General features: G+C 38.3%; 18 protein-coding genes. 4 read left to right on the top strand and 14 right to left on the bottom strand.

Features of this window, described 5'->3' with window-relative positions; genetic code table 11:
- Nucleotides 1–10 precede the first annotated feature (10 nt).
- The 3 genes from AC625_RS04345 to AC625_RS04335 all read left to right on the top strand — a co-directional run bounded on the left by AC625_RS04345 (nt 11) and on the right by AC625_RS04335 (nt 3,520).
- The gene (locus AC625_RS04345; RefSeq protein ID WP_049680165.1) at nt 11–1,237 is read left to right on the top strand and encodes a Ger(x)C family spore germination protein; all 1,227 of its coding nucleotides are present in this window, start codon (nt 11–13) and stop codon (nt 1,235–1,237) included.
- A 19-nt stretch (nt 1,238–1,256) separates the two neighbouring features.
- The gene (locus AC625_RS04340) at nt 1,257–2,357 is read left to right on the top strand and encodes a GerAB/ArcD/ProY family transporter (protein ID WP_049680164.1); all 1,101 of its coding nucleotides are present in this window, start codon (nt 1,257–1,259) and stop codon (nt 2,355–2,357) included.
- 62 nt (nt 2,358–2,419) lie between these two features.
- A complete protein-coding gene (locus AC625_RS04335) occupies nt 2,420–3,520 on the top strand; it encodes a GerAB/ArcD/ProY family transporter (protein ID WP_049680163.1) in 1,101 nt (366 codons plus the stop codon).
- A gap of 508 nt (nt 3,521–4,028) precedes the next feature.
- Here AC625_RS04335 and AC625_RS04330 read toward each other — a convergent pair.
- The 11 genes from AC625_RS04330 to AC625_RS04275 all read right to left on the bottom strand — a co-directional run bounded on the left by AC625_RS04330 (nt 4,029) and on the right by AC625_RS04275 (nt 17,773).
- Nucleotides 4,029–4,736, bottom strand: a complete 708-nt coding sequence (locus AC625_RS04330) for a pseudouridine synthase (protein ID WP_049680162.1) — start codon at nt 4,734–4,736, stop codon at nt 4,029–4,031.
- 700 nt (nt 4,737–5,436) lie between these two features.
- Complete coding sequence (locus AC625_RS04320; protein WP_049680160.1) at nt 5,437–5,892, bottom strand: nuclease-related domain-containing protein; 456 nt, start codon at nt 5,890–5,892, stop codon at nt 5,437–5,439.
- 315 nt (nt 5,893–6,207) lie between these two features.
- Nucleotides 6,208–7,251 (bottom strand): Gfo/Idh/MocA family protein, encoded by a 1,044-nt coding sequence (locus tag AC625_RS04315; protein ID WP_049680159.1) that lies wholly within the window; start codon nt 7,249–7,251, stop codon nt 6,208–6,210.
- Between the two features lie 66 nt (nt 7,252–7,317).
- On the bottom strand, nt 7,318–8,136 hold the full coding sequence (locus AC625_RS04310; protein ID WP_049680158.1) for a carbohydrate ABC transporter permease: 819 nt from the start codon (nt 8,134–8,136) through the stop codon (nt 7,318–7,320).
- On the bottom strand, nt 8,136–9,080 hold the full coding sequence (locus AC625_RS04305) for a carbohydrate ABC transporter permease (RefSeq protein WP_049680157.1): 945 nt from the start codon (nt 9,078–9,080) through the stop codon (nt 8,136–8,138). Before AC625_RS04305 ends, AC625_RS04310 begins: the two co-directional genes overlap by 1 nt.
- Before the next feature lie 129 nt (nt 9,081–9,209).
- Nucleotides 9,210–10,493, bottom strand: coding sequence for an ABC transporter substrate-binding protein (locus tag AC625_RS04300; RefSeq protein ID WP_049680156.1), 1,284 nt, complete (start codon nt 10,491–10,493; stop codon nt 9,210–9,212).
- 34 nt (nt 10,494–10,527) lie between these two features.
- Entirely contained in the window at nt 10,528–11,298 is a 771-nt protein-coding gene (locus AC625_RS04295; protein ID WP_049680155.1) for a sugar phosphate isomerase/epimerase family protein, read from the bottom strand.
- Nucleotides 11,299–11,358: 60 nt separating this feature from the next.
- On the bottom strand, nt 11,359–12,366 hold the full coding sequence (locus tag AC625_RS04290) for a LacI family DNA-binding transcriptional regulator (protein ID WP_049680154.1): 1,008 nt from the start codon (nt 12,364–12,366) through the stop codon (nt 11,359–11,361).
- A gap of 222 nt (nt 12,367–12,588) precedes the next feature.
- Nucleotides 12,589–14,733 (bottom strand): M28 family peptidase, encoded by a 2,145-nt coding sequence (locus tag AC625_RS04285; RefSeq protein WP_082190938.1) that lies wholly within the window; start codon nt 14,731–14,733, stop codon nt 12,589–12,591.
- Nucleotides 14,734–15,021: 288 nt separating this feature from the next.
- Nucleotides 15,022–16,278, bottom strand: coding sequence for a glycoside hydrolase family 18 protein (locus tag AC625_RS04280; protein ID WP_049680153.1), 1,257 nt, complete (start codon nt 16,276–16,278; stop codon nt 15,022–15,024).
- 343 nt (nt 16,279–16,621) lie between these two features.
- Nucleotides 16,622–17,773, bottom strand: coding sequence for a M20 peptidase aminoacylase family protein (locus AC625_RS04275; RefSeq protein ID WP_049680152.1), 1,152 nt, complete (start codon nt 17,771–17,773; stop codon nt 16,622–16,624).
- Nucleotides 17,774–18,040: 267 nt separating this feature from the next.
- Here AC625_RS04275 and AC625_RS04270 point away from each other — a divergent pair, with 267 nt between their 5' ends.
- Nucleotides 18,041–18,610 carry a GNAT family N-acetyltransferase gene (locus AC625_RS04270; RefSeq protein ID WP_049680151.1) on the top strand — a complete coding sequence of 190 codons (570 nt, stop codon included), beginning with the start codon at nt 18,041–18,043 and terminating at the stop codon, nt 18,608–18,610.
- 221 nt (nt 18,611–18,831) lie between these two features.
- Here AC625_RS04270 and AC625_RS04265 read toward each other — a convergent pair whose 3' ends face one another.
- From AC625_RS04265 to tnpB, 3 genes are all read right to left on the bottom strand, one after another.
- The gene (locus AC625_RS04265; RefSeq protein ID WP_049680150.1) at nt 18,832–19,602 is read right to left on the bottom strand and encodes a TerC family protein; all 771 of its coding nucleotides are present in this window, start codon (nt 19,600–19,602) and stop codon (nt 18,832–18,834) included.
- Between the two features lie 37 nt (nt 19,603–19,639).
- Nucleotides 19,640–19,813, bottom strand: a complete 174-nt coding sequence (locus AC625_RS27585) for a YkvA family protein (protein WP_281177263.1) — start codon at nt 19,811–19,813, stop codon at nt 19,640–19,642.
- A 441-nt stretch (nt 19,814–20,254) separates the two neighbouring features.
- Nucleotides 20,255–21,430: an IS200/IS605 family element RNA-guided endonuclease TnpB gene (tnpB, locus tag AC625_RS04255; RefSeq protein ID WP_049680149.1), complete on the bottom strand. Its 1,176-nt coding sequence runs from the start codon at nt 21,428–21,430 to the stop codon at nt 20,255–20,257.
- Nucleotides 21,431–21,701 lie beyond the last annotated feature (271 nt).

The raw sequence follows: 21,701 nt of genomic DNA, 5'->3' as shown, positions 1-21,701 counted from the left end.
GGGGACCACAATGAAACGTAAATGGTTTTTTCTTTTCTTGATCTTGACAAGCACCTCATTGATTTCGGGCTGCTGGAATGCAAGAGAGTTACCGGATCTTGCAATCGTCTCTGCTCTTGGAATTGATAAAAATGAAGATGGAAAATATGTGGGGACCTTCCAAATTATCAATCCAAGTTACGTAACAGGTGGATTACAAGGTGGTGGAGGTGGGCAAGGTCCTCCCGTTACTGTCTATTCTTCTACTGGAGACAATATTTATGAATTAACTCGACGGCTTTCAACCAAATCCTCACGAACACTATATTATGCCCATACCAATCTATTGGTCATTAGTGAAGACTTGGCAAAGAAAGATGGGATTACCAATATTCTTGATGCCTTTGAACGTGACTATGAATTTCGGACAACGGCAATGATTGTGATTGCGCATCGCTCAAAAGCTGAGGACATTATAAAAACGTTGACCCCCCTCGATAAAGTCTCTGCTGTAAAAGTGATTAAAACCTTAAAGAACGCGGAGAGCTTATTGGGTGAAGAGCCGACCGTCACCCTTCAAGAAGTCATTCGTTACCTCGTATCCCCTGGAAAAGAACCTTTAATTAGCGGAATTACGTTGATTGGGAAGAAAAAAAACGCAAACAAAGTTGCAAATACTCAAGAATCCTCCACTCCCCAAGCCAGGCTTGAATCGGATGGTATTGCCGTTTTTAAGGATGGCAAATTGGTCGATTGGCTTCACGGGAAAACGGCCAGAGGGACAGCATGGGTTTTAAATAGGATCAAATCAACAATTGTGAATATTAGCTGGGAAAGAGAAAAACCAGCAATAGAATATACAGTAATGCGTCAAAAAACAAAAGTTTCTGCACATACAAAAAAAGGCCAACCCCAAATATCCATTCATATCCATGCTGAAGGAGATATCGGAGAGGTAAGTGTGCCAGTCAATCTAAATGATCCGCATGTGCTGAGGAAAATTGAAATAGAAGTAGCAAAAACAATCAAGAAAGATGTAAATGATGCGATTCATCGTGCCCAGGAGAATAAAACGGATATTCTTGGGTTTGGCGAAGCGTTTCATCGTTCTGATCCGAAAGAATGGAATAAGCTGAAAACCAATTGGAATGATGTAACATTCCCTAAGTTAGAAGTAAATGTGACTGTAGAGGCTTTTGTACGCCGCTCTGGCTTAAGAAACAAATCATACCTTTCTGAACTTAAAAATAAGCGTTAACAAAAAGGAGGAGATATCTGTGGAAAAGGCGAAAATCAGCGCATACCAGCTATTCGTCCTCATTGTTTTATTCGAAGTGGGCAGTACCTTGTTGATCCCTCTTGCGTTAGATGCAAAACAGGATGCCTGGCTTACCATTCTGCTTGGGATGGTAGGCGGCTTTTTCTTATTCTTAGTCAATTTTCGACTTTTTCACTATTATCCCGATATCCTCCCAACGGAATATATGCAAAAAATAGTGGGGAAATCTTTCGGAAAATTTCTTGCCTTTCTCTACATCCTCTACTTTATGTATATGGCAGCAAAGGTGGTGCGAGACTTTGGAGAGATGTTGATAACATCTACTTATCCACAAACACCCTTGTTTATTATAATTGCCTTATTCCTCGTTGTTATCATCTATACAATTCGGAAAGGAATCGAGGTAGTAGCAAGAACAGGTGAATTGCTTTTTCTAATATTACTTTTGCTTGGCATTAGTGGAACTATTCTTATAGCCATTTCTGGTATAGTGGATCTCAAAAACTTACTACCCGTTCTTGAAGAAGGGATTATGCCCGTTTTGAAAACAACATTCACTCAAACTTTGTACATTCCATTTGGGGAAGCCGTTGTTTTTTCAATGATTTTACCGTATTTGAATCAATCTAAAAAGGGGAAACGCATTGGTGTATACGCCCTAGGGTTTAGCGGCCTCGCTCTAACACTAGTAGTGGCTATTAACATCAGCGTTCTCGGTGTAAACCTCACTGCACGCTCGCAATTTCCCCTTCTTTCAACCATACAGACCATTCAGATAGATGAATTTTTGGAACGTCTTGATGTCTATTTTATGCTTACTTTGATTCTTGGAGGTTTCTTTAAAATAAGTTTGTATTTCTACGTAGCTGTAGCAGGAATCGCAAATTTGTTTAACTTCAAAGAACCATCAAGGCTCGTTTATCCGATGGGAATTGTTATTTTGATTTTGTCAATCACGATTGCCAGCAATTACGCGGAACATATTAGTGAAGGGACGCGGTTTATCTCGCTTCGCATATTTCTCCCTTTTCAAGTGATTATTCCTGTTTCGCTTCTTATTATTGCTTTTTTTAAACATAGGAAAAAGCGTGGGAAATAGATGATCCTAGGGCTATAAAGAATAATTCTTATAGGACATGTTCAAGAGGAGGTGAGATATCTGTGGAAAAGGCGAAAATCAGCGCATACCAGCTATTCGTGCTCATTGTTTTATTCGAATTAGGCAGTGCTTTACTGATTCCTATTGCTTTAGAGGCGAAACAGGATGCCTGGCTTGCCATTCTGCTGGGGATGGCAGGCAGCTTTTTTTTATTTTTAGTCTATTATCGGCTTTTTCACTATTATCCCGATATCCTTCCAACGGAATATATGCAAAAAATAGTGGGGAAATCTTTCGGAAAATTTCTTGCCTTTCTTTACATCCTCTACTTTATGTATTTAGCGGCAAGGGTATTGCGAGATTTCGGTGAAATGTTGATTACATTTGCCTATCCGCGAACACCTTTGTTTATTGTAAATGCCTTATTCCTCCTTGTTATCATCTATTCAACCCGAAAAGGAATCGAGGTAGTAGCAAGAACTGGAGAATTGATTTTTGTATTAATATTTTTTCTGGGCATTAGTGGAAATATTCTTATATTCATTTCTGGTATAATCGATTTCAAAAACTTACTACCCGTTCTTGAAGAAGGGATTATGCCCGTTTTGAAAACAACATTCACTCAAACTTTGTACATTCCATTTGGGGAAGCCATTGTTTTTGCAATGATTTTGCCGTATTTGAATCAATCAAAAAAGGCAAAATTCGCTGGTTTATTCGCCCTCGGGTTAAGCGGCCTTATACTAGCGTTCATAATGGTTATTAACATCAGCGTTCTCGGTGTAAACCTCACTTCGCGCTCGCAGTTTCCCCTTCTTTCAACCATACAGACGATCCAGATAGATGGATTTCTGGAACGTCTAGATGCCTATTTTATGATTACATTGATTTTTGGAGGTTTCTTTAAAATAAGTTTGTATTTCTATGGGGCTGTAACAGGAATCGCAAACCTGTTTAACTTCAAAGCACCGTCGCGACTCGTTTATCCGATTGGGATTGTCATTTTACTTTTGTCGATCACCATTGCCAGTAATTACGCGGAGCATATTAGTGAAGGGACAAAGTTTATCCAGCTTCCCATACAGCTCCCATTTCAAGTGATTATTCCTGTTTTACTTCTTATCATTGCTTTTTTTAAACATAGGAAAAAGCGTGGGAAATAGATGATCCCGGGTTATACAGAATAATTCTTTTTTTAGATTTTAAAAGTAGTATGATCAGTTTTCATGGTGGTTGATGGCTTCTGCAACAATACCAAGTTATCCCTACAACAAATGGCTGTATACTTAAATCGCACTATTAAATATCGCAAGTAAAATAACAAAGCCCTCTCGTACTTGTTGCGTGCAAGGAATACAGAGAATTAAGAAACTTACAGGAAAAAGAACAATATGAATCTGTATTGGAGTGCTTGTTAGATTGGCTTATTTCTGGAATAGATCAGAGAAGGCATCGGGATATACAATTGATGCCTTCTCTGATTTCATTACTTAACATCGATAATCGTAAATCGGTCACAAACTAAAAGTATATCCTCGATGAACTTCTTCGACATCACAACCACTGAGAAGCATCTTCATTCTTGTGACCATGGAGTAGATAACCGTTGATGTTTTCAATATTCTTTTTCAAAATAAGCATTGATGCTCACCTCAGTTTTATTTTTCTTAATTACGAATGCTTCTCTCCTTCATGTAAACTAGAAAGTAGCAGTTTCAGCTCTTCATTTGTTAGCCCCCGATAGGCCCCGCGTTCTAGGCCAGTTAATGTAAGATTCATAATTCGTACCCGTTCAAGCTTTGTCACTTTATAGCCGAGAGCCTTTGACATTCTCCGTATTTGCCGGTTGAGGCCTTGTGTCAAAATGATCTTAAACTCATAATCATTCATACTAATTACTTCACATGGCTTTGTCATGACGCCCAGAATTTCGACACCACTGGCCATTTTTTCGATAAAATCGTCTGTAATCGGCCGATCAACCGTAACCAAGTATTCCTTCTCATGAGCATTCTCCGAGCGCATCATCTTATTCACGATATCGCCATCATTCGTTAAAAGAATCAATCCTTCCGACGCCTTATCCAATCTTCCCACAGCAAAAATTCGGATCGGATAGTTGACGTATTCAATAATATTACCTGCAACATGAGGAGCGGCAGTACAGGTAATTCCAACCGGTTTATTCAGTAGAAGATAGACCGAATCTGCTTTTTTCGGTATCGTCTTGCCATCAATCAACACCACATCCCCTGGTGCTACCGTATCTCCAGTTTCACAAACTATTTCGTTAATGGTAATTCTCTTTGCTTCAATTAATCGGTCCGTTTCCCGTCTTGAACAGAAGCCCGTTTCACTTATATATTTATTAATTCTCATCAATCTCTCACTTTCAAGGTTGCTAGATTCATTTTAAAGGAAGTTTTCCCCTATTCAAAGGAGCTTTTTTGCGTATATCAGCCGATTTTTCATTTTATCAGCCATATTACACATATATCAGCGGTTTTTACTATTATATCAGCCATTATCATTTTTCCCCTCAAAAAAATGATAAACCCTCCCTTTATTCGTTCCTGAAAAGGGAATATTCATAGCAATCAGCAGTTTGCGGGCAATCGAATCAGAAGATACATGTAGAAAATCTCGACATTGACGGTTCGTGATTGAGGAATCGATGAGAAGATAGTAATCTTGAAGTGCCTGCAAATGTACGTCTTTCTCTTTAGATAAGCATAAAGGGCAATACCAACTGCTCTTTTTCCGTTCCATCACTGAATACAAGCATGTAGAACAGAAAATACCTGTAAGAACGTCTGAAATTGGTATCGAGTAATTGCCCAATACATCCGTTACAAGTGGCGTATCTTTTTTCAGAAGTAATCGAGCAAGTCTTTTTATCTCTTTCCATTCGGCTTTTCTTCAAGATACATTTGTTCCAGATTGGCCCATTTATTCGGCAGATTTGCTGCATGCATGATTCGATCTTTAATCCGGTAATTGAGAGGTGATGTTTTAATGATTGTAGCTGGATTGCTGATGATTATGTACGATTTAATTGGCAAAGCAGACAGATGTTGTTCTACCAGTTGACCAACTGTTTTTCCTGACGCTGAATTTGTAGAAAAGGATCTGGAAACGCGGTTTCCTTTTCATTATATGTTCGAATCATTTGTTGGAAATTTTCATCAAAATATAAGGTACCCGATATATTTTTGCTTTCAAGTAAAAATATGAATGTTTGTGTGAGAATGATGGTATCAAGTTGAAAATAGTGGGAGCTTGCCTTCAAACGAAGATCATGTAAAATGAGGGATTGCTTATTCGGAACATCCATTAAATGAAAATCAACAGCCTTTTCACCACGATAACCTGCCAGTCGTTTCACCAAATCCTTTTCAACTAGCGGCCTTTTCGGATGATTTTCTGGCAATCTTCCTACTAATGCCTCTAATTTTTGCACAATCAGCGGCCGTTGCCTCTTTTTAAAAATTAAATCATCACTTCCTTTCTTGTCTCGACATACCTTCTGCACCATATAAGTATTTTCCTGCTGCTAGAAGAATATCATTTTGCTTTCTAAAAAATTAGCCTAAGGATTCATCTATGCACCGATCTTTTGTCGGTTAATAGTAATCGATCAAACAAGGACATATCTTTCCATTAAAAAATAAAAACAGAAAGTGACAATCACTTTCTGCAAAAAGTATGCGTCTTAATTCCTTTGAATGCTTTCTTTAAAAAGTCCGACAGACAGTCCCATCCAAAGTTCACGCTATAAACTTCTGCAAGCATACAGGTCTCTGACAGAACGTAATAATTTTTCCCTCACACCCTGTCAGGACACAAGGTTTTAAATGACTTCCGCTCCTTGCTTTAATGAAATAATTTGTTTCGTTTCATTGGATTCGAGCGCAGCCAAAACAATTTGCAGCGATTTCATTCCTTCTTCTCCACTAATAAGCGGTTCTTTATCGTTAATGATGCATTCAATAAAGTGATCAATCACATGCGTCGTCGTGTTCCCCCCTTCTTCATTTGTTTGAATTTTATCTAGTTTATGATGGACTGTTTCGCCAGTCCGATATTCTTCAATCAATGAATATACAGGATCGGCTTCAAGACGTAGTACACCTTTTTCTCCATAAATAACAGTAGAGTTATCGCCGCCTGTTACATATGACCAGCTTGCTGCCAGCGTACCGATAATACCTGATGATGTACGTAAAATATAAACCGCATTGTCATCCACTTCAGTATTTTCTTTTGCATTTGTTTCAATAAATGCCCCTACTTCGGTAAATTCACCAAGTAAATAGCGCATTAAATCTGCTTTATGTACGCCGAGATCCCCCATGGCCCCGATAAATGCCTGCTCTTTATTAAAGAACCAGCTTCCTGCGCCGTCGATACTCCATGCTTCCGGACCCGGATGACCAAATGTTGTTTTAAAACTGTAAATTTTCCCGAGCTTCCCACTGTCAATGAGTTCCTTCGCTTTTTGGTGAGAAGAAACAAAGCGTTGATTATGAGCAATCATCAGCTTTTTGCCACTCATTTCTGCCGCTTCTATCATGGCTTTCGCTTCTTCCTCTGATGTGGCCATTGGCTTTTCACATAGAACATGTTTTCCAGCCATAAGCGCATCAATGGAAACTGGTGCGTGCAAATAGTTTGGCAGACAGATACTGACCGCATCAATTTCTGCTAAACGTAACAGTTCTTTGTAGTCTGTGAATGCCTTTGCAGCATACTTTTTGGCACTTTCTGCAGCCCGCTCTGCTTTAAGATCGCAAACAGCAACAATTTCCACCTGTTCATTTGCTTCATATTCAATTAAATGCCGACGCCTCGCAATACTGCCACAGCCAATCACACCTACTTTTAACTTTTTCATATTATTTCCTCCTCGTATATTCAGCTAATAGATCTAGATTTCTTAATGTATATAGCACAATACCTTTTACCCTTTAACAGATCCACCCGCCAAACCTTTAACTACTTTTTCCTGAGTGAAGAAGTACACAACGAGAATTGGCAGACTAAATAGTGTTAATGCAGCCATTAACCCCGGAACGTTTACTGAAAACTCGCCATAAAAGTCCTGGAGACCAAGTGGAATCGTCCGATTTTCAGGACTTGAAAGTAAGACTAAGGCGAAAATAAATTCATTCCATAAGTGAATCATATTATAGATAAATACGGTCATCAATGCTGGTGTCAACATCGGCAAAATGACCCGCCAGAAAATACCGAAAGGCGTACAGCCGTCCATCTCCGCTGCTTCCTCTAGTGACTTTGGAATCTCCTGCATAAACTGTGTCAAAATAAAAATGGAAATCGGTAAACTAAAAGCAATATATGGTCCTAACAGCGCCCATAATGTATCGTAAATCCCCATACTTTGAGTCAGTTTAAAAATAGGAATTAGCGTTGCGTGAATAGGAAGCATCATTCCAGAAATAAATAATAGGAAGAGTGGACGATTAAACTTAAATTTCATCCTACTTAGTGGATAACTTGCCAATGCCGCAATAAACATAACAATCACGACAGCAGCCACTGATATGATTAAACTGTTAAAGAAGTAGTGGCTGATCCCCATTTCGAAAACAGAAGTATAATTACTGAAATTAAAAGAACTAAAGAGAGAGAACGGTTTTTCAAAGAAATCTCCTTGTGTTTTTAACGACGTGGAAATCATATAGAGAAATGGATAACCAGTAAAAACAAGCAATAATAAAGCTATGATATAAAGGGGGGATTTTTTCATAACTGCCATTACTCGTATCCTCCTTTTCGCTTACGTACGGATTCTAGGACTTGAATAATAATTGTGACGATTAACGCAAGAAAAAACATCAAGAAGGCGATAGCACTGGCATAACCCATATTGAAATTATTAAACGCCTGTTTAAACATATAAGTACCCATTAATTCAGTTGCGCCGTTCGGCCCGCCACCAGTCATAATATAGAAAATATCAAATGCTTTAAGTGATCCAACAATCGCTAAGATTGAAGAGCTGATAATTGTCGGCAATAAAAGGGGAATCGTAATATTTTTAAATTTTTGCCATGTATTTGCCCCATCAATTTGGGCGGCTTCATATAATTCTTCAGAAATTCCAACAAGTGCTGCTTTAAACAAAATCATATAAAATGGAGAAAACTGCCAGACGACGACTAATAAAACAGCTATCATCGCTGTATTTTCATCGCTGAGCCAAGCGATATTTTCAAATCCAAGAAAATTAATAAACAAATTAATGACACCATTGATTGGGTCAAACATGAGCACCCAGAGCATGCCAATTGCCACTGTAGACATTAAAAATGGGAGAAAATAAATACTGTTAAATAAACGAAGCCCTTTGATAGGAGCAAATAGCATAAGCGCCATAATCAAACCTAGCGGAATCTGAACAAAAACAGATGTAAGAACAACCCAGACATTATTTTTCAGCGCAGTCCAAAATATCGCATCTTTGAAAAGCTCTACATAGTTTCCAAGACCAACAAATGTTTTTTCAGTTGTCCCGTCCCAATTGTAAAAGCTATAATTTAACGTCGCAAATATAGGATATACAACGTATAGAAGGTAAACGAGCAAGGCTGGGGCAATGAATAAGCAAATTGTCATTATATGTTTAGTACGTGCTGTTTTCCTCGACTTTACTTTTTCAGTTTTCTGTATGATCTCTATTCTTTCTGTCTGAGCATTCATAATAATCCCTCCTTTGTTTGTCCCAAATGGGTCTCGACCTCACACTCTATACACCCGTTTATTGTGTTTTCTACGCGATTTATAGGAAATGTGGGGTCTGACCCGTTTTTCATGGGACAGCCTCTACTTTTACTTATCAAGCATTTCTTTCGCTTTCGCTTCCATCTTCTTTCCTGCTTCCTTCGGTGTCATTGTTAGCCCGAAAAGTGCCTGAGTTGTGTCTTTATGAAGTTCAGCGAGTTCTGGCGGCAATGTTTGATCGTACGGCATTTGCATGAACGTTGCATTTTGAATCAACTCATAAAGTGGCTTCATCGTTTCATCAGTTGGAATAGCACCTTTTATCGCTGTTAAAGAGCCCGTCTTATCTGTATAGATTTGCGCATTTTCCTTTGTTGTCAATTCATTAATCAGCTGTGCAGCAAGATCGGGCTCTTTTGCGCTTTTCGATACAGAAAAAACAGGACCTGTTGCTGCGCCGATTTCCGTTTGAATCCCTTTACCATCCGGTACTGTCGGGAATGGGAAGAAACCTAGTTTCTTTTCAAAATCCGGATTTTCTGCCCGTATATTATTAATGAAAGAAGTAGTCATATCCATCATGGCTGCTTCACCTGTGTATAGAAGTTGACGACCACGCCCTTCATCAACAGGAATGCCATTTGCTCCTGGATTAAACGCTTCCATTTTCACTAATTCTTGAATATACTCACCGGCTTGTATAAATGCTGGGTCATCAAATCCGCTTCCTGTTCGTTTAAACGCACTATCAAATAATTCAGGGCCTGCGATGCGGCCAACAAAATTCATAAAGAAGTAAGCGCCCGGCCATTTTGTTTTATTTGTTAATGCTATTGGAATGATTTTATTTTCTTTTAGTGTCTCAATCACTTGAACAAATTCTTCATATGTTTTCGGTTCTTTCAAATTGTACTTAGCAAAGATTTCTTTATTATAGAACATAACATCTGTTGAAATACCTAGAGGGACGCCGTATACTTTTTCATCAAATTTCGTGTTAGCAATGGCATTTTCAAGGTACAAATCTTGGTCGACTTGGTCTGTAATATCAAGTACGTTACCCTGATCAACAAAGTTTTTCAGCCAGCCACCACCCCAGCTTTGAAAAACATCAGGAGGATTACCGCCCGACATAGCTACGGAAAGCTTTTGCTTGTAAGCATCATTTGGAATACGAACGAGTTTTACTTTTGTACCTGGGTGATCTTGCTCAAACTGAGCTACTACATTTTCAAAATATTTTTCCCGCTCTCCCGGTTCGATATGCCACACTTCAATCACTTTTTCACCCGATCCACTTTTCCCTGTCGCTTTTGAGCCGGTTCCCTCTCCTCCACAAGCTGCGAGCATGATCATTGAGGCAGCCGTTAACGTTGCTAGAAATTTTCTCATAGTCTTCCCTCCTGGTTTATATGAATATAGTAGTTTACACGTTCGCTAAGTGAGGCAATCGCTTCTTCAAATACTTCATGCTCATTTCAATGCTTTCAAGTGGTGAACGCCTGCTTCTATCTTGTTCCACAACCCACCATTCCACATTGGCTTCTTCACCTATTCCAAGTACAGATTCAAGGTCAACGCCTCCAGTACCCAATTCGGCAAAAAACTGTTCTTCATCAGTTGTCATGTCTTTCAAGTGAATAATCGGTGTTCTGTTAGGATATTGCTTGATCCAAGCTAACGGATTTTGCCCGGCTTTAGTCAGCCAATATATATCAAATTCCGCTTTCACCCATTCTGGATTCGTTTCCTCAAAAATCGTTTCAAGCGCTGTACGCCCATCCGAAAGTTTTTCTAATTCAAAATCATGGTTGTGATAGCATAGTGTAATGCCTTCTTTGCTGCATATTTCTCCAAAACGATTTAATAGCGTAATGAGTTCACGGTAATCTTCTTCTGTTCTTCTTTCGGGAGGAAGATAGGGACAAACAAGCTTATTGCTCCCAATTCTATGCTGATCATCAATTATTTTAGTTAAATCTGCCTCCATCTCTATAAGAGGTATATGGCTGGATGCTGCACGAAGACCTAAATCATCCATAACGACTTTTAATTCTGTCGTTGTTAAATCGCCATACCCGGCAAATTCAATCCCTTGGTAGCCGAACTCTGCTACTTTTTTCAATGTGCCAGTAAAATCTTTGCTGCTTTCCTCTCTTAATGTAAACATTTGAAGTGCAACTGGAATAGCTGTCATGAAAATCCCCCTTTTCAATTTATTGGAATGTAATCGATTACATTTTCCTTCTACATAAAATTACTGTCCTTTTATGTTGGCGCCACATGATTCACGAATGATAAACTGACTTTCAATGACATATTTTTCATGTTCAAGTGCCTCATCATTCATAATTTTCCAAAGCCATTCCATAGATTTTCTACCCATCTCATGAAACGGTTGAGCAATCGTTGTCAGTGCTGGATCAAAAACAGCTGAAAATTTAATATCATCAAATCCAATCACTGCTAAATCTTCCGGTACTCTAATTCCCATTTCTTTTGCTGCTTTGATTCCACCCATTGCCATTTCATCGTTTCCAAAGAAAATAGCAGTTGGCTGATTGTCCTGCTTCATTAATTTTCTTACCGATGAATAGCCACTTCCAATTGAGTAATCTGCTTCAATCATAAGCGATTCATCAAAAGGTATATTGTAATGATGTAATGCTTTACGATACCCTTTTACGCGCTCACGACTGATTGCCACATCGAGAGCCCCTGAAACATGAGCAATTTTTTGATGGCCTAATTTTATTAAATGCTCGGTTATTTGATACCCACAGTTGATATTGTCAATACAAACAGCAGGTATGTCTAGGTCTTCAACAAAATCAGAAGCAAGTACAATCGGATAGTCGTGAGCAATCTCCTCCCATAGCTCCTGAGCTAATTTAACTGTTAATAAAATAACGCCATCTACTTGTTTCTGTTTTAAATGATTAATATAACTTTGTGCTTTTTCTATCTCTTTATTTGTATTACCCAACAAAACTTGATAGCCTTTTTCGGTTGCTACTGTGTCAATCCCGGAAATCATTTCTGAGAACACTAAATTCGTTAAACTAGGTACAACAACTAGAATCGTCTTTGTTTGATTCGTTCGAAAATGACGGGCTAAAATGTTTGGCTGATAATCTAGCTGTTTAATGGCTTCAAAAACCTTTTGCCGGGTTATCTTTTTGACAGTTTCAGGATTTCTAAGCACTCTCGACACGGTAGCTGTTGATACATTCGCCAGTTTTGCCACATCACTCATTTTCACCATTTTCTTCTACCCCTTACTTTAAATGTAATCGATTACATTTATTGTCTTGATTCTAACTCGTTCATTTTAATTACGCAATAGTTTTTTGAAAATTTAATTAATTATATCCTCAAAACCGACTTCAAACTTATAATTTATTGGAAATAGATTATAAATTTGAAGCTACTACCCTTCTCACAAAAAAAAAACCAAACAACAAAATATCTGCTGTTTGGGTACCTATTACTCTACAATTGCATTCAGTTTTTCTTCCAATGCATGAATGTCACTTACTTCTTTATCAATTGTCTGCTTTAATAGAGCCTTCTGATTTTCTTCTGCATTCTTCAATGCCTGGATTTCAGCATCCACTTTCGAGTCTTTCGTATCAGACTTCGATTGAAGACTGTTGATTACGTCATATAGATCCTCATGTCCTATGATTTTCCCGTTCCCCCAGCTTAATCGATCTGCACCTTGGTCAAGTACCTGATTCGTAAAAAAGTCAAATGTTTCACGATCAAAATGATAGGCATACCAGTTATTATCAACGAGCCATAAATATTCATCAAGCGCCACATTCACATCCCCTTTTTGCAAAACGTCTAATGCAAGGCTAATCGCATCAAGGTTGTTCTGTGCATGCTCATGAGGAAAAAGCGGCTCATCTTCCCATGTTAGTTTCAAGAAGTTATCTTGAGAATAACGGAAAATTTCACGCAATTTCTCATTAAAATCCTTATTTTTAGATAGTAATTTATTCGCTTTATTCTCATCTCCGTCTACAAGTGCAGCCTTATAATCAGCATTAATCTTATTGACTTGTTTGGTTACTTTTTCAGCAGTAGCAATTACCATATCCAATCCTGCATTCAATTCTGTAGTATCAATTCCTGCAGTAGCATTCACATCTTTATTGATAGTTTCTTTCATCGCTTTAAAACGTTCTGTAAAATCCAACGGCATAACAGCTGTTTGATCATATGCTTGAACGAGCAAGCCATACAGATTATGATGGAATTCAAAAGCTTTTTCGTTATAAGTAGATTCATTATCGAACTGAGAATGATAATGAGTTTTCATAAAATCAGAGTCTTGAAAATCATTGCGCAGTGCAGGAATTCCTCCCAATGAATAAGAAAAATCGTCAGACCATGTTCGTAATGGAGAAACAACACTAATTCCATCTTTATAAACTCCGTCTACTTTCGGTACTTCTTTCGAAAACTTTGTCAAAAACTGATCTAATTCATAAATGGATCGTATTTCATCTGCGCTTGTATGCTCATAGGCAGGTAATTCAAAGTTAATGTTTGCGACAACTTGTTTCTGCCATTCTGGACGCGCTTCAAAGATTTGTCCATAGGCACCCGTGGACCAATCATATCTTGAATTAGCAATTCCCCATTCTTCTGCAGCCTGAGCGACAAATACAATGGTTTTCTCCGGTTCGTAGTTGCTGTCAATTAGCCCTTTGGCAATACCAGCTAACAAGCCAATCGCAGCGGAATCATCTTGGAAGCCATCAAAATACGCATCATAATGAGCGCTTAACAGAATGATAGAATCCTTGTCTTTCCCTGGAATTTCGCCAACAATATTATACGACTTCGCATCTTTCTCAACGATTGATACGGCGTCCAATGTTACCCGTAAGTTTTCTTGTTTCGTCTCATTCATTAATGCAAGTAAACCGTCTGCATCTTTTCTCGAAATTGAAAACGCTGGAGTATCATCCGGTCCGCACAAATCTTGTGCATTCAATGCCTCTGGGTCTATCTCCCCATATCCCCCCTTTTGTGCAGCAAGAACCGCTTTTGCCCCTTTTAACGAAGCTTGATAAGCAGGGTAATTAATCCACCATTCATCTCTTTGATTAATATCTATTAAAACTAATTTTCCTTTCACATCAAGACCTTCCAGATCCTGTTTCGTTCCTTTTCCTGCATAGACGACTTCAAATTCTTCAGGTCCATCTGTTACAAATTTCGCCTGATAGCCGCCTAAGACCAATTCATGTCTCTCATTATTTTGATCAACATATGTGAGGTCTGCTTTCTCAAACTCCCAGCTATCTACAGTTACTTCGTCCTTCGTAACATTCTTCAATCCAATCTTTTTAAATTCTTCTGTCAGCATTTCTCCAGCCTCAAACTCAGCTTTCGAGCCTGCTGGTCGATAGCCTAATTTCTCGTTTGATTTATAGGTTGTTAGCTTTTTAGTCAAATCAAAAGAATAATTTGTATCTACCTTTTCAAGATATCTCGAAGCACTCGTTTCTTTTTGAGAAACATCTTTCTTCTCAGATTCAGGCTCAAATTTGATGCTAAAATACCCTGCAATTAGGATCACGATAATAAGTACGATTGTTAAACTCCCTTTTTTCAATGACGATTTCCTCCAAATTTGTTTAATTTTCTACCAATATGAAATATATCAACTATGCTATTGAACAGCAAGGCTTTTTTTAATGCCAGTCAACATTCGAATTTCTCTAAAAAAAGCAAAGGATCAGACCTCGCAACAACTAAATACAGTACAAGATTAGTGTATGGAACACTACATACTGATTTAGATACGAGGTCAGACCCTTATACGCCCTCTTTCTTTGATTCCTCTTCCAATCAATAAAGATCAATTACTTTATAGTTTTTAATTGTTAAAGATGATTATTACTTACAATTTCTTTGTCAGAAATTCATCTACTAAATAGCCTGCTTGAGGAAAGTGTAATCCTAATTGCCAGGCTCCAATTCCTTTTAACCGGTAATCAACTACCATTTGGAGTTTTTGAGCAAGAGCCTTTGCGTCTTCGAACCAAACGATATGTAGCTTACCAGATTCATCCTGGTAGCGATAGAAAGGTTGTTGATCTTGAATGGAATATTGAATGGGTACCTGATATTTCATAGCTGTCTCGATTGCATCCTTAACAGAAATAGCACGTGCGTTCATAACAGTCCCATTAGACATTGTCCAATCATATCCATACCTTGGTACACCAAGGATGATTTTATTTCTTCTCATGAACTTTTGAGCATATTCGATTGTTTTTCTCACTTCTTTTATAGGAGCAACAGGGCCAGGTGGACTACTTGCTTCATGCCAGTCATAGGCCATAATAAAGACAAAATCAACAGCAGCACCAATTCCTCCATAATCATATCCTTGTAACCAGGATATATCATCACTTGTTTTCGCGGGCACGGCAACGGACGTATAATATCCTTCTGGCTTTAATCGCTCTCGTAACAAACGTAAGAAACCACTATATATATCCCGATCTACCCCACGCACTCTTTCAAAATCAATATTCACCCCAGCGTAGTTCTTACTTTTGATCAGATTGTAAATATGATCAATCGCCCGCTGTCTTAATTCAGGATTATTTAAGATTTTTCCTACTAAATCTGGATTAAATCCCGTCTCCGTTAAATTGGTTATTACAGCCAGTGGTGCTACTTGATTCCCTCTGATTAATGTAATAAATTGTTGGTCATTAGCTATTGAGCTTAAACTTCCATCTTCAAGAATATGATACTCAAAAACGCCATAATAAGAAGTGATGGAGGCAAATCTTTGAACATTGATTTGATTCTTTCCAGGTGTGGAAGGCGTAAGATAACCGAAATCTTGTGCAATATATTTCAACCTGGGTGGAATATATATATTCATACCAACCCATAATTCATCCGAACATAGACAATTTATAAGACGGATCGTTTCCACTGAAAGTAAAGCCATTTGGGCTATAGTATAAAGAGAATCCCCTGGTTGAACAATATACACATTCGTAGGGACGATTAAATCTTGTCCAGGTACCAGGCGATCTGTTTTTAATGCGTTTTTAAACCAGATACTATCCATTGAAACATGATATTTTGTTGCAATGGAATATATGGAATCCCCTGCTTTAACCACATAGATAAACATACCCCACCTCATTTATCCGTTCTTAGCCACTATCAAATATATTCATCTACCGAATAGAATATGTGATTCATCGCTACATTTATCAGGGTTGAAAAAGGGTAGATCAAATACGTCATACTTAGCTACGCCGTTAACATGTCATACATTAAGCTGAGATATGGAAATGTACATTTTTCGAATTTTCCACTTATGCAGTAGTTTAAAAATCGGAGGCAATACAAGACAAACTGCAATGATTCGGAGCGGCTGTAAGCGGTTGGTGAAGAGGGAGCGGTTCCATATTCAAGACGTTCTTTTCTAATTTTTAAACGAGCTGCAGATCTTCATAGTTTTTTAGTTGTTATCAAGGAAGGCATATTACTTCTCCCCTTTTATATGCTTCAATGGTTTGTAACACCGTTCTTGCTAAAATCTCCGCCCCTGTATAGATACAATCATGATTAAAGGTCATATGTGGATGATGTAGCCCCGGTTGTAAATCACAGCCTAAGCCAAGCATTGTCGTTTTTAAATGAGGGTTTTTTAGTCTATAAAAATGAAAATCCTCGCCACCTGAAGAAACAATTGGCTTCCTTAGATGCTTCGCTCCAATGCTTTCAACAATTGCTTTTTCCATATAGCCTCTTGCCTCTTGATTCACAACTGCCGCAGCTACATCCCCCTTCGCTTCCAAATGGATTTTCACCCCATATAAATTCGCCAATGCACTTGCTATTTTCTCGACTTTTTCAGTTAGCTCATCCATTACTTCATTCGTTTGCGCCCGTAAATCTATACAAAACGAAGCTTTCCCTGGAATTAGATTTCCAGAATCACCACCAGCTATAAATTTAGTCATTTTCGCTGTATAAGGAACCATTGGATCGAGGTGAATACCCTTTATTTCCTGAATAAATGAGGAACCGATTTCAATCGCATTCTGCCCAAGATGAGGACGTGCACCGTGAGCATCCTCGCCGATAATTTCTCCTTCGATAAATTTCACTGCGCCATGGTAAATCGCGGCAACCGCTAGACCGCTCCTCAACTCTTGAATCGGTCTTAAGTGAACACCATAAAGAAAATCAACATTGTCCACAACGTGCTTTTCAATCATCTTTAACGCGCCGGTTCCTTTCTCTTCTGCTGGTTGAAAAATAAACTTGAACCTTCCTTTTTGAAAGGCGTTCATTTTTTTTAGAAGTAGCATGGCTCCAATCGTCATCGTCATATGTGCATCATGACCACAGCTATGGTTGGCTTGAAATTGACCGTTCACTTCTTGCCAAAGCGCATCCATGTCTGTTCTCAGACCCACACAAAAATCACCGCTACCCATTTCTACAACAAGCCCTGTACAATCAACAAACATATGGACTGGAAAACCATGTGCTTCAAGTACCTGCTGAAGATACGCAGTTGTCTCATATTCCTTCCAACTGACCTCTGGATGCTGATGCAAATGCTCAAATATGCCATCTAGCGTCGGTTTAAGCTGTTCGATGTATTTCTTCATGTTGCCTACCTCCGTCTCTAAATTTATCTATTTACTAAAATAATAACATCTTTCCATTCTGGTCGTTTTGAAAGCATATATCATGGGCAAATCCCCCCTTAAAGACTGTGGCTAGTTGCCCAACCACACTGAATTTCATTGCAAGAACTTCATCAGCTACAAATAAACCATCAAAATTTTCCTAATATAACCAAAATTTTATCATAAATTACTATACTTAATCGGAAGTATGTTAAAATTCAAAATAAATTATTTGGAGGGGATATTATGTTTGTACATAAAATGGATGAAGACTTATCTTTAAAACTAATGGAATTAAGAGATGGGGAAAGGGTATTTGAATTAACAAATCATTCAAGAGAATATCTTAAAGAATGGCTTCCTTGGTTAAACACTACAACAAAACTTGAAGATACATTAGAGTTTATCAAAATAGCTTTAAAGGATCTCGCTGAAAATAAGAGCCTGAATACAGTTATTTTATTTAAAGGGAAAATTGTTGGAGTGGCAGGTTACAATAGTATAAATTGGTCCAACAAAACAGCTTATATCGGTTATTGGCTTGGAGAAGACTACCAAGGAAATGGAATTATGACCAAGGTGGCGAAAGCATTGACGGATTATGCTTTTAGTGAGTTAGACCTTAATAAAGTGGAGATTAGAGCTGCGGTTGGAAATAAGAAGAGTAGAAGTATTCCCGAAAGATTAAACTTTGTAAATGAAGGATCTATTAGACAAGCAGAATGGCTATATGACCATTATGTTGACCACGTTGTTTACGGGATTTTGGCAGAAGAATGGAATAAAAATAGATCAACGTTTAATACAAACATATAAGTTTTCCTCCTTTCTCTTTTTATGTCTATAGAGTAATTACACATATTCTAATAAATATGTACAAAAAAATGGGCTATGTTATATGAAGATCTTGTTTTTTGCTAAACATAGCCAAAAACGTAAAAAAAGTCGAACCATTATTGTTTCATAAGAAACACCTGGTTCGACCTCACTATCATCCGACCTCTGAAGAAGTGAACTTTCTCATTCGGGGATTCTCCTTATCCTTTTACAGGGTCCAGTTTCTCTTTTGAAAAAAACCAGCCGCCTAGTGCAATCAAAATCAACATGACATAAAAGATAATCTTCCAAGCTGCTGAATGGGCGAACGCTTCAGGCAATATGGCTAGCGCTGGATGTGATAACGTGTAAATAGCTAGTTTCACACCGACCCATCCGACGATCATAAATGCAGCCACTTCAAGGCCCGGTCGAGTATGCAGTAGTTTCACAAACACATTGGCCGCAAAACGCATGATAATTAATCCGATTAATCCACCTGCAAAGATTACGATAAACTTACCGCCGTCTAGGCCGCCAATATTCGGTAAGTTCGTATTAGGAAGCGCCATCGCCAATGCAACGGCGGCAAGTATTGAATCTACTGCAAACGCAATATCCGCTAGTTCAACTTTGAAAACCGTCGTCCAAAATCCCGATTTCTTCGTTTCTTTTTCCTCAGAAATGTTTTTTTCACTCTTCTTTACTAGAAGTTTTCTAAATATATGGTTCAAAGCAATAAATATTAAATATATGGCGCCAATCGCTTGAACCTGCCATACATCGACAAGATACGAAATCGCAAACAGCGAGCCAAAACGGAAAACAAACGCTCCTGCAAGTCCATAGAATAACGCTTTTTTCCTTTCTTCTTCTGGTAGATGCCTTACCATTATCGCCAACACAAGCGCATTATCAGCTGCTAAAAGCCCTTCAAGTGCAACCAACACAAGTAGTACCCAACCATACTCAAGTAAAATTGAAAATTCCATATGCCCTAACTTCCCCTCTTTCATTTAATTAAATAGGTTACCTCATTAGCCTATGTTTTTTCTTAAGTGTTTCCGGTGACAACAGAACCATCCAGTTCACAACAATTCCAGCAATCATCAGATCATCCACTATTCCAAGGAACGAGAGGAAATCCGGAATCAAGTCAAATGGAAATACCACGTACCCAATCATGAATACTATTCCCAACACTTTTTTATAAAGCTGAACTTCACGCGAAATGAAGAAGTCCTTTAGAAACGGAAGAAACGTCCAGAACTTAAGGATAAATAGAAATTGTTTAGCCAATTTACCGACTGAACTCACCTCGCCTTTACTAAGAGTTGAAAAATAATCAAACAAAAAACCCTTACCAAAATACGGTAAAGGTTTGAAATTCTATGGTTTTACCTTTACCCTTCTTCGGTAAAGGTCTTGCTAACAACATTACGTTGCCAACAAAGCCGAGAGAAATCCTCTGGAATGACGACTTTGTTGTAAAAGCTACTCCCCTTTAGGAGAATATTCAATTATTTAAAATTATTATATGATACATATTGCAGTTTTGTCAATTGAACTACCCCTCCTTAACGCCCTTACGGTTGTTTGAAGAAGGGGATTCCTAAGAACACCAACCTATCGGTCAGTTATGGATTAGGCGATCTCCGTAGTCCCTACGGTTAAACGTCTTATTGCTTCATTTTTAAGATTGATTCCTGCGTTAATATCCCTATGGTGATGCGTTCTACAGGATGGGCAATCCCATTCACGCAAACCGAGATTTTTAACGTCTTTATTTTTATAACCACAACACGAACACAATTGACTACTGGCAAAGTTTTTGGCAACCGTGACCACTTGTTTTCCGTACCATTTTGCTTTGTATGCCACCATACTTTTGAAAGTTGACCAAGATACTTCATGAATGGCTTTGGCTACATTGTGATTTTGCACCAAATTTTTCACCGACAATTCTTCCATCCCAATTATGTCGTGGTTTTTGACAATTTTGGTTGAAATCTTATCGAGATAATCTTTTCGTGCATGTGTCATTTGTTCATGAATTCGAGCCACTTTAATACGCTGTTTATTCCAATTTGAGCCACCCATCGTCCGTCTAGTAAGAATTCGTTGTGCCTTTGCTAACTTCTCTTCTAATGTGCGAAAAAATTTGGGATTGGAATAGACCGTTCCATCCGAGAGAATCGCAAAGTCTTTGATCCCGACATCGATTCCTATGGCCGACCCCGTTTTCGGTATTTCTAACACATCCGTTTCAGTTGCTAGAGAAACAAAATATTTTCCAGACGGAGTACGTCTAATCGTTGCACTTAAAATCCTCCCTTCCACTTCACGACTTTTTGCATAACGAACAAGACCGAGTTTAGGTAATTTCATATGCTTATCTAATGCAGCAATATTTCCGTTCGTTCGTTTTGTCGTGTAGGACTGTAGCGGGTTCTTTTTTGTCTTAAAACGAGGCTGCTTGTTCTGTTTTATATAATAACGATCATAAGCATCACTGAGATTTTCAACAGACTTTTGCAGAGCGATGCTGTCCACTTCTTTTAAGAAAGGGTAATGTTTCTTTAACTCAGGAAGTGATTTAACGGTTTCGTATTGATTTAAACGGTTACCTTTCCAGTTATTGGCCGTAAGCTGACCGTTCTGCCTCATTTCTTCTGTGATAGACCAATACGCATCTTTTTCTCTTTGTTTGGTAAGGAAAAAATTGAATACAAAACGCGAACAACCGATTGTTTTATGAATGAGATTAGTCTGTTTCTGGTTGGGGTAGATACGAAATTTATAAGATTTATTTACTAGCATACGATTCCACCTCCTCTTTTCCCTATCTAAATTTTACCAGCAATCAACAAAAATACAAACATTCGTTCCTGTTTTTTGGGATTTTCTATTGATTATTTATGCGCAGAAGATAGAAAAAGAGAGCTAGGACTCGTTTGATGATTATTTTTAAATGACGGAAGAAGCACTCGAACAGTCGGACAAGGGATGGCTAAGCCACCCCTTGTCCGAAGGCGATTCATCCCCTCCCTACTCATTGGGTTTCACCCTTCGCGTTCCTTGAGGAAGGGGT

It is taken from the genome of Peribacillus loiseleuriae, from assembly GCF_001183985.1.
Classification (GTDB): domain Bacteria; phylum Bacillota; class Bacilli; order Bacillales; family DSM-1321; genus Peribacillus; species Peribacillus loiseleuriae.
This window is presented reverse-complemented; position numbering and strand designations above follow the sequence as displayed.

Coding starts and splice junctions, on each gene's coding strand:
- AC625_RS04345 (WP_049680165.1), top strand. CDS start 11: ATGAAACGTAAATGGTTTTTTCTTTTCTTGATCTTGACAAGCACCTCA.
- AC625_RS04330 (WP_049680162.1), bottom strand. CDS start 4,736: ATGAGAATTAATAAATATATAAGTGAAACGGGCTTCTGTTCAAGACGG.
- AC625_RS04320 (WP_049680160.1), bottom strand. CDS start 5,892: ATGGTGCAGAAGGTATGTCGAGACAAGAAAGGAAGTGATGATTTAATT.
- AC625_RS04315 (WP_049680159.1), bottom strand. CDS start 7,251: ATGAAAAAGTTAAAAGTAGGTGTGATTGGCTGTGGCAGTATTGCGAGG.
- AC625_RS04310 (WP_049680158.1), bottom strand. CDS start 8,136: ATGGCAGTTATGAAAAAATCCCCCCTTTATATCATAGCTTTATTATTG.
- AC625_RS04305 (WP_049680157.1), bottom strand. CDS start 9,080: ATGAATGCTCAGACAGAAAGAATAGAGATCATACAGAAAACTGAAAAA.
- AC625_RS04300 (WP_049680156.1), bottom strand. CDS start 10,493: ATGAGAAAATTTCTAGCAACGTTAACGGCTGCCTCAATGATCATGCTC.
- AC625_RS04295 (WP_049680155.1), bottom strand. CDS start 11,298: ATGACAGCTATTCCAGTTGCACTTCAAATGTTTACATTAAGAGAGGAA.
- AC625_RS04290 (WP_049680154.1), bottom strand. CDS start 12,366: ATGGTGAAAATGAGTGATGTGGCAAAACTGGCGAATGTATCAACAGCT.
- AC625_RS04280 (WP_049680153.1), bottom strand. CDS start 16,278: ATGTTTATCTATGTGGTTAAAGCAGGGGATTCCATATATTCCATTGCA.
- AC625_RS04275 (WP_049680152.1), bottom strand. CDS start 17,773: ATGAAGAAATACATCGAACAGCTTAAACCGACGCTAGATGGCATATTT.
- AC625_RS04270 (WP_049680151.1), top strand. CDS start 18,041: ATGTTTGTACATAAAATGGATGAAGACTTATCTTTAAAACTAATGGAA.
- AC625_RS04265 (WP_049680150.1), bottom strand. CDS start 19,602: ATGGAATTTTCAATTTTACTTGAGTATGGTTGGGTACTACTTGTGTTG.
- tnpB (WP_049680149.1), bottom strand. CDS start 21,430: ATGCTAGTAAATAAATCTTATAAATTTCGTATCTACCCCAACCAGAAA.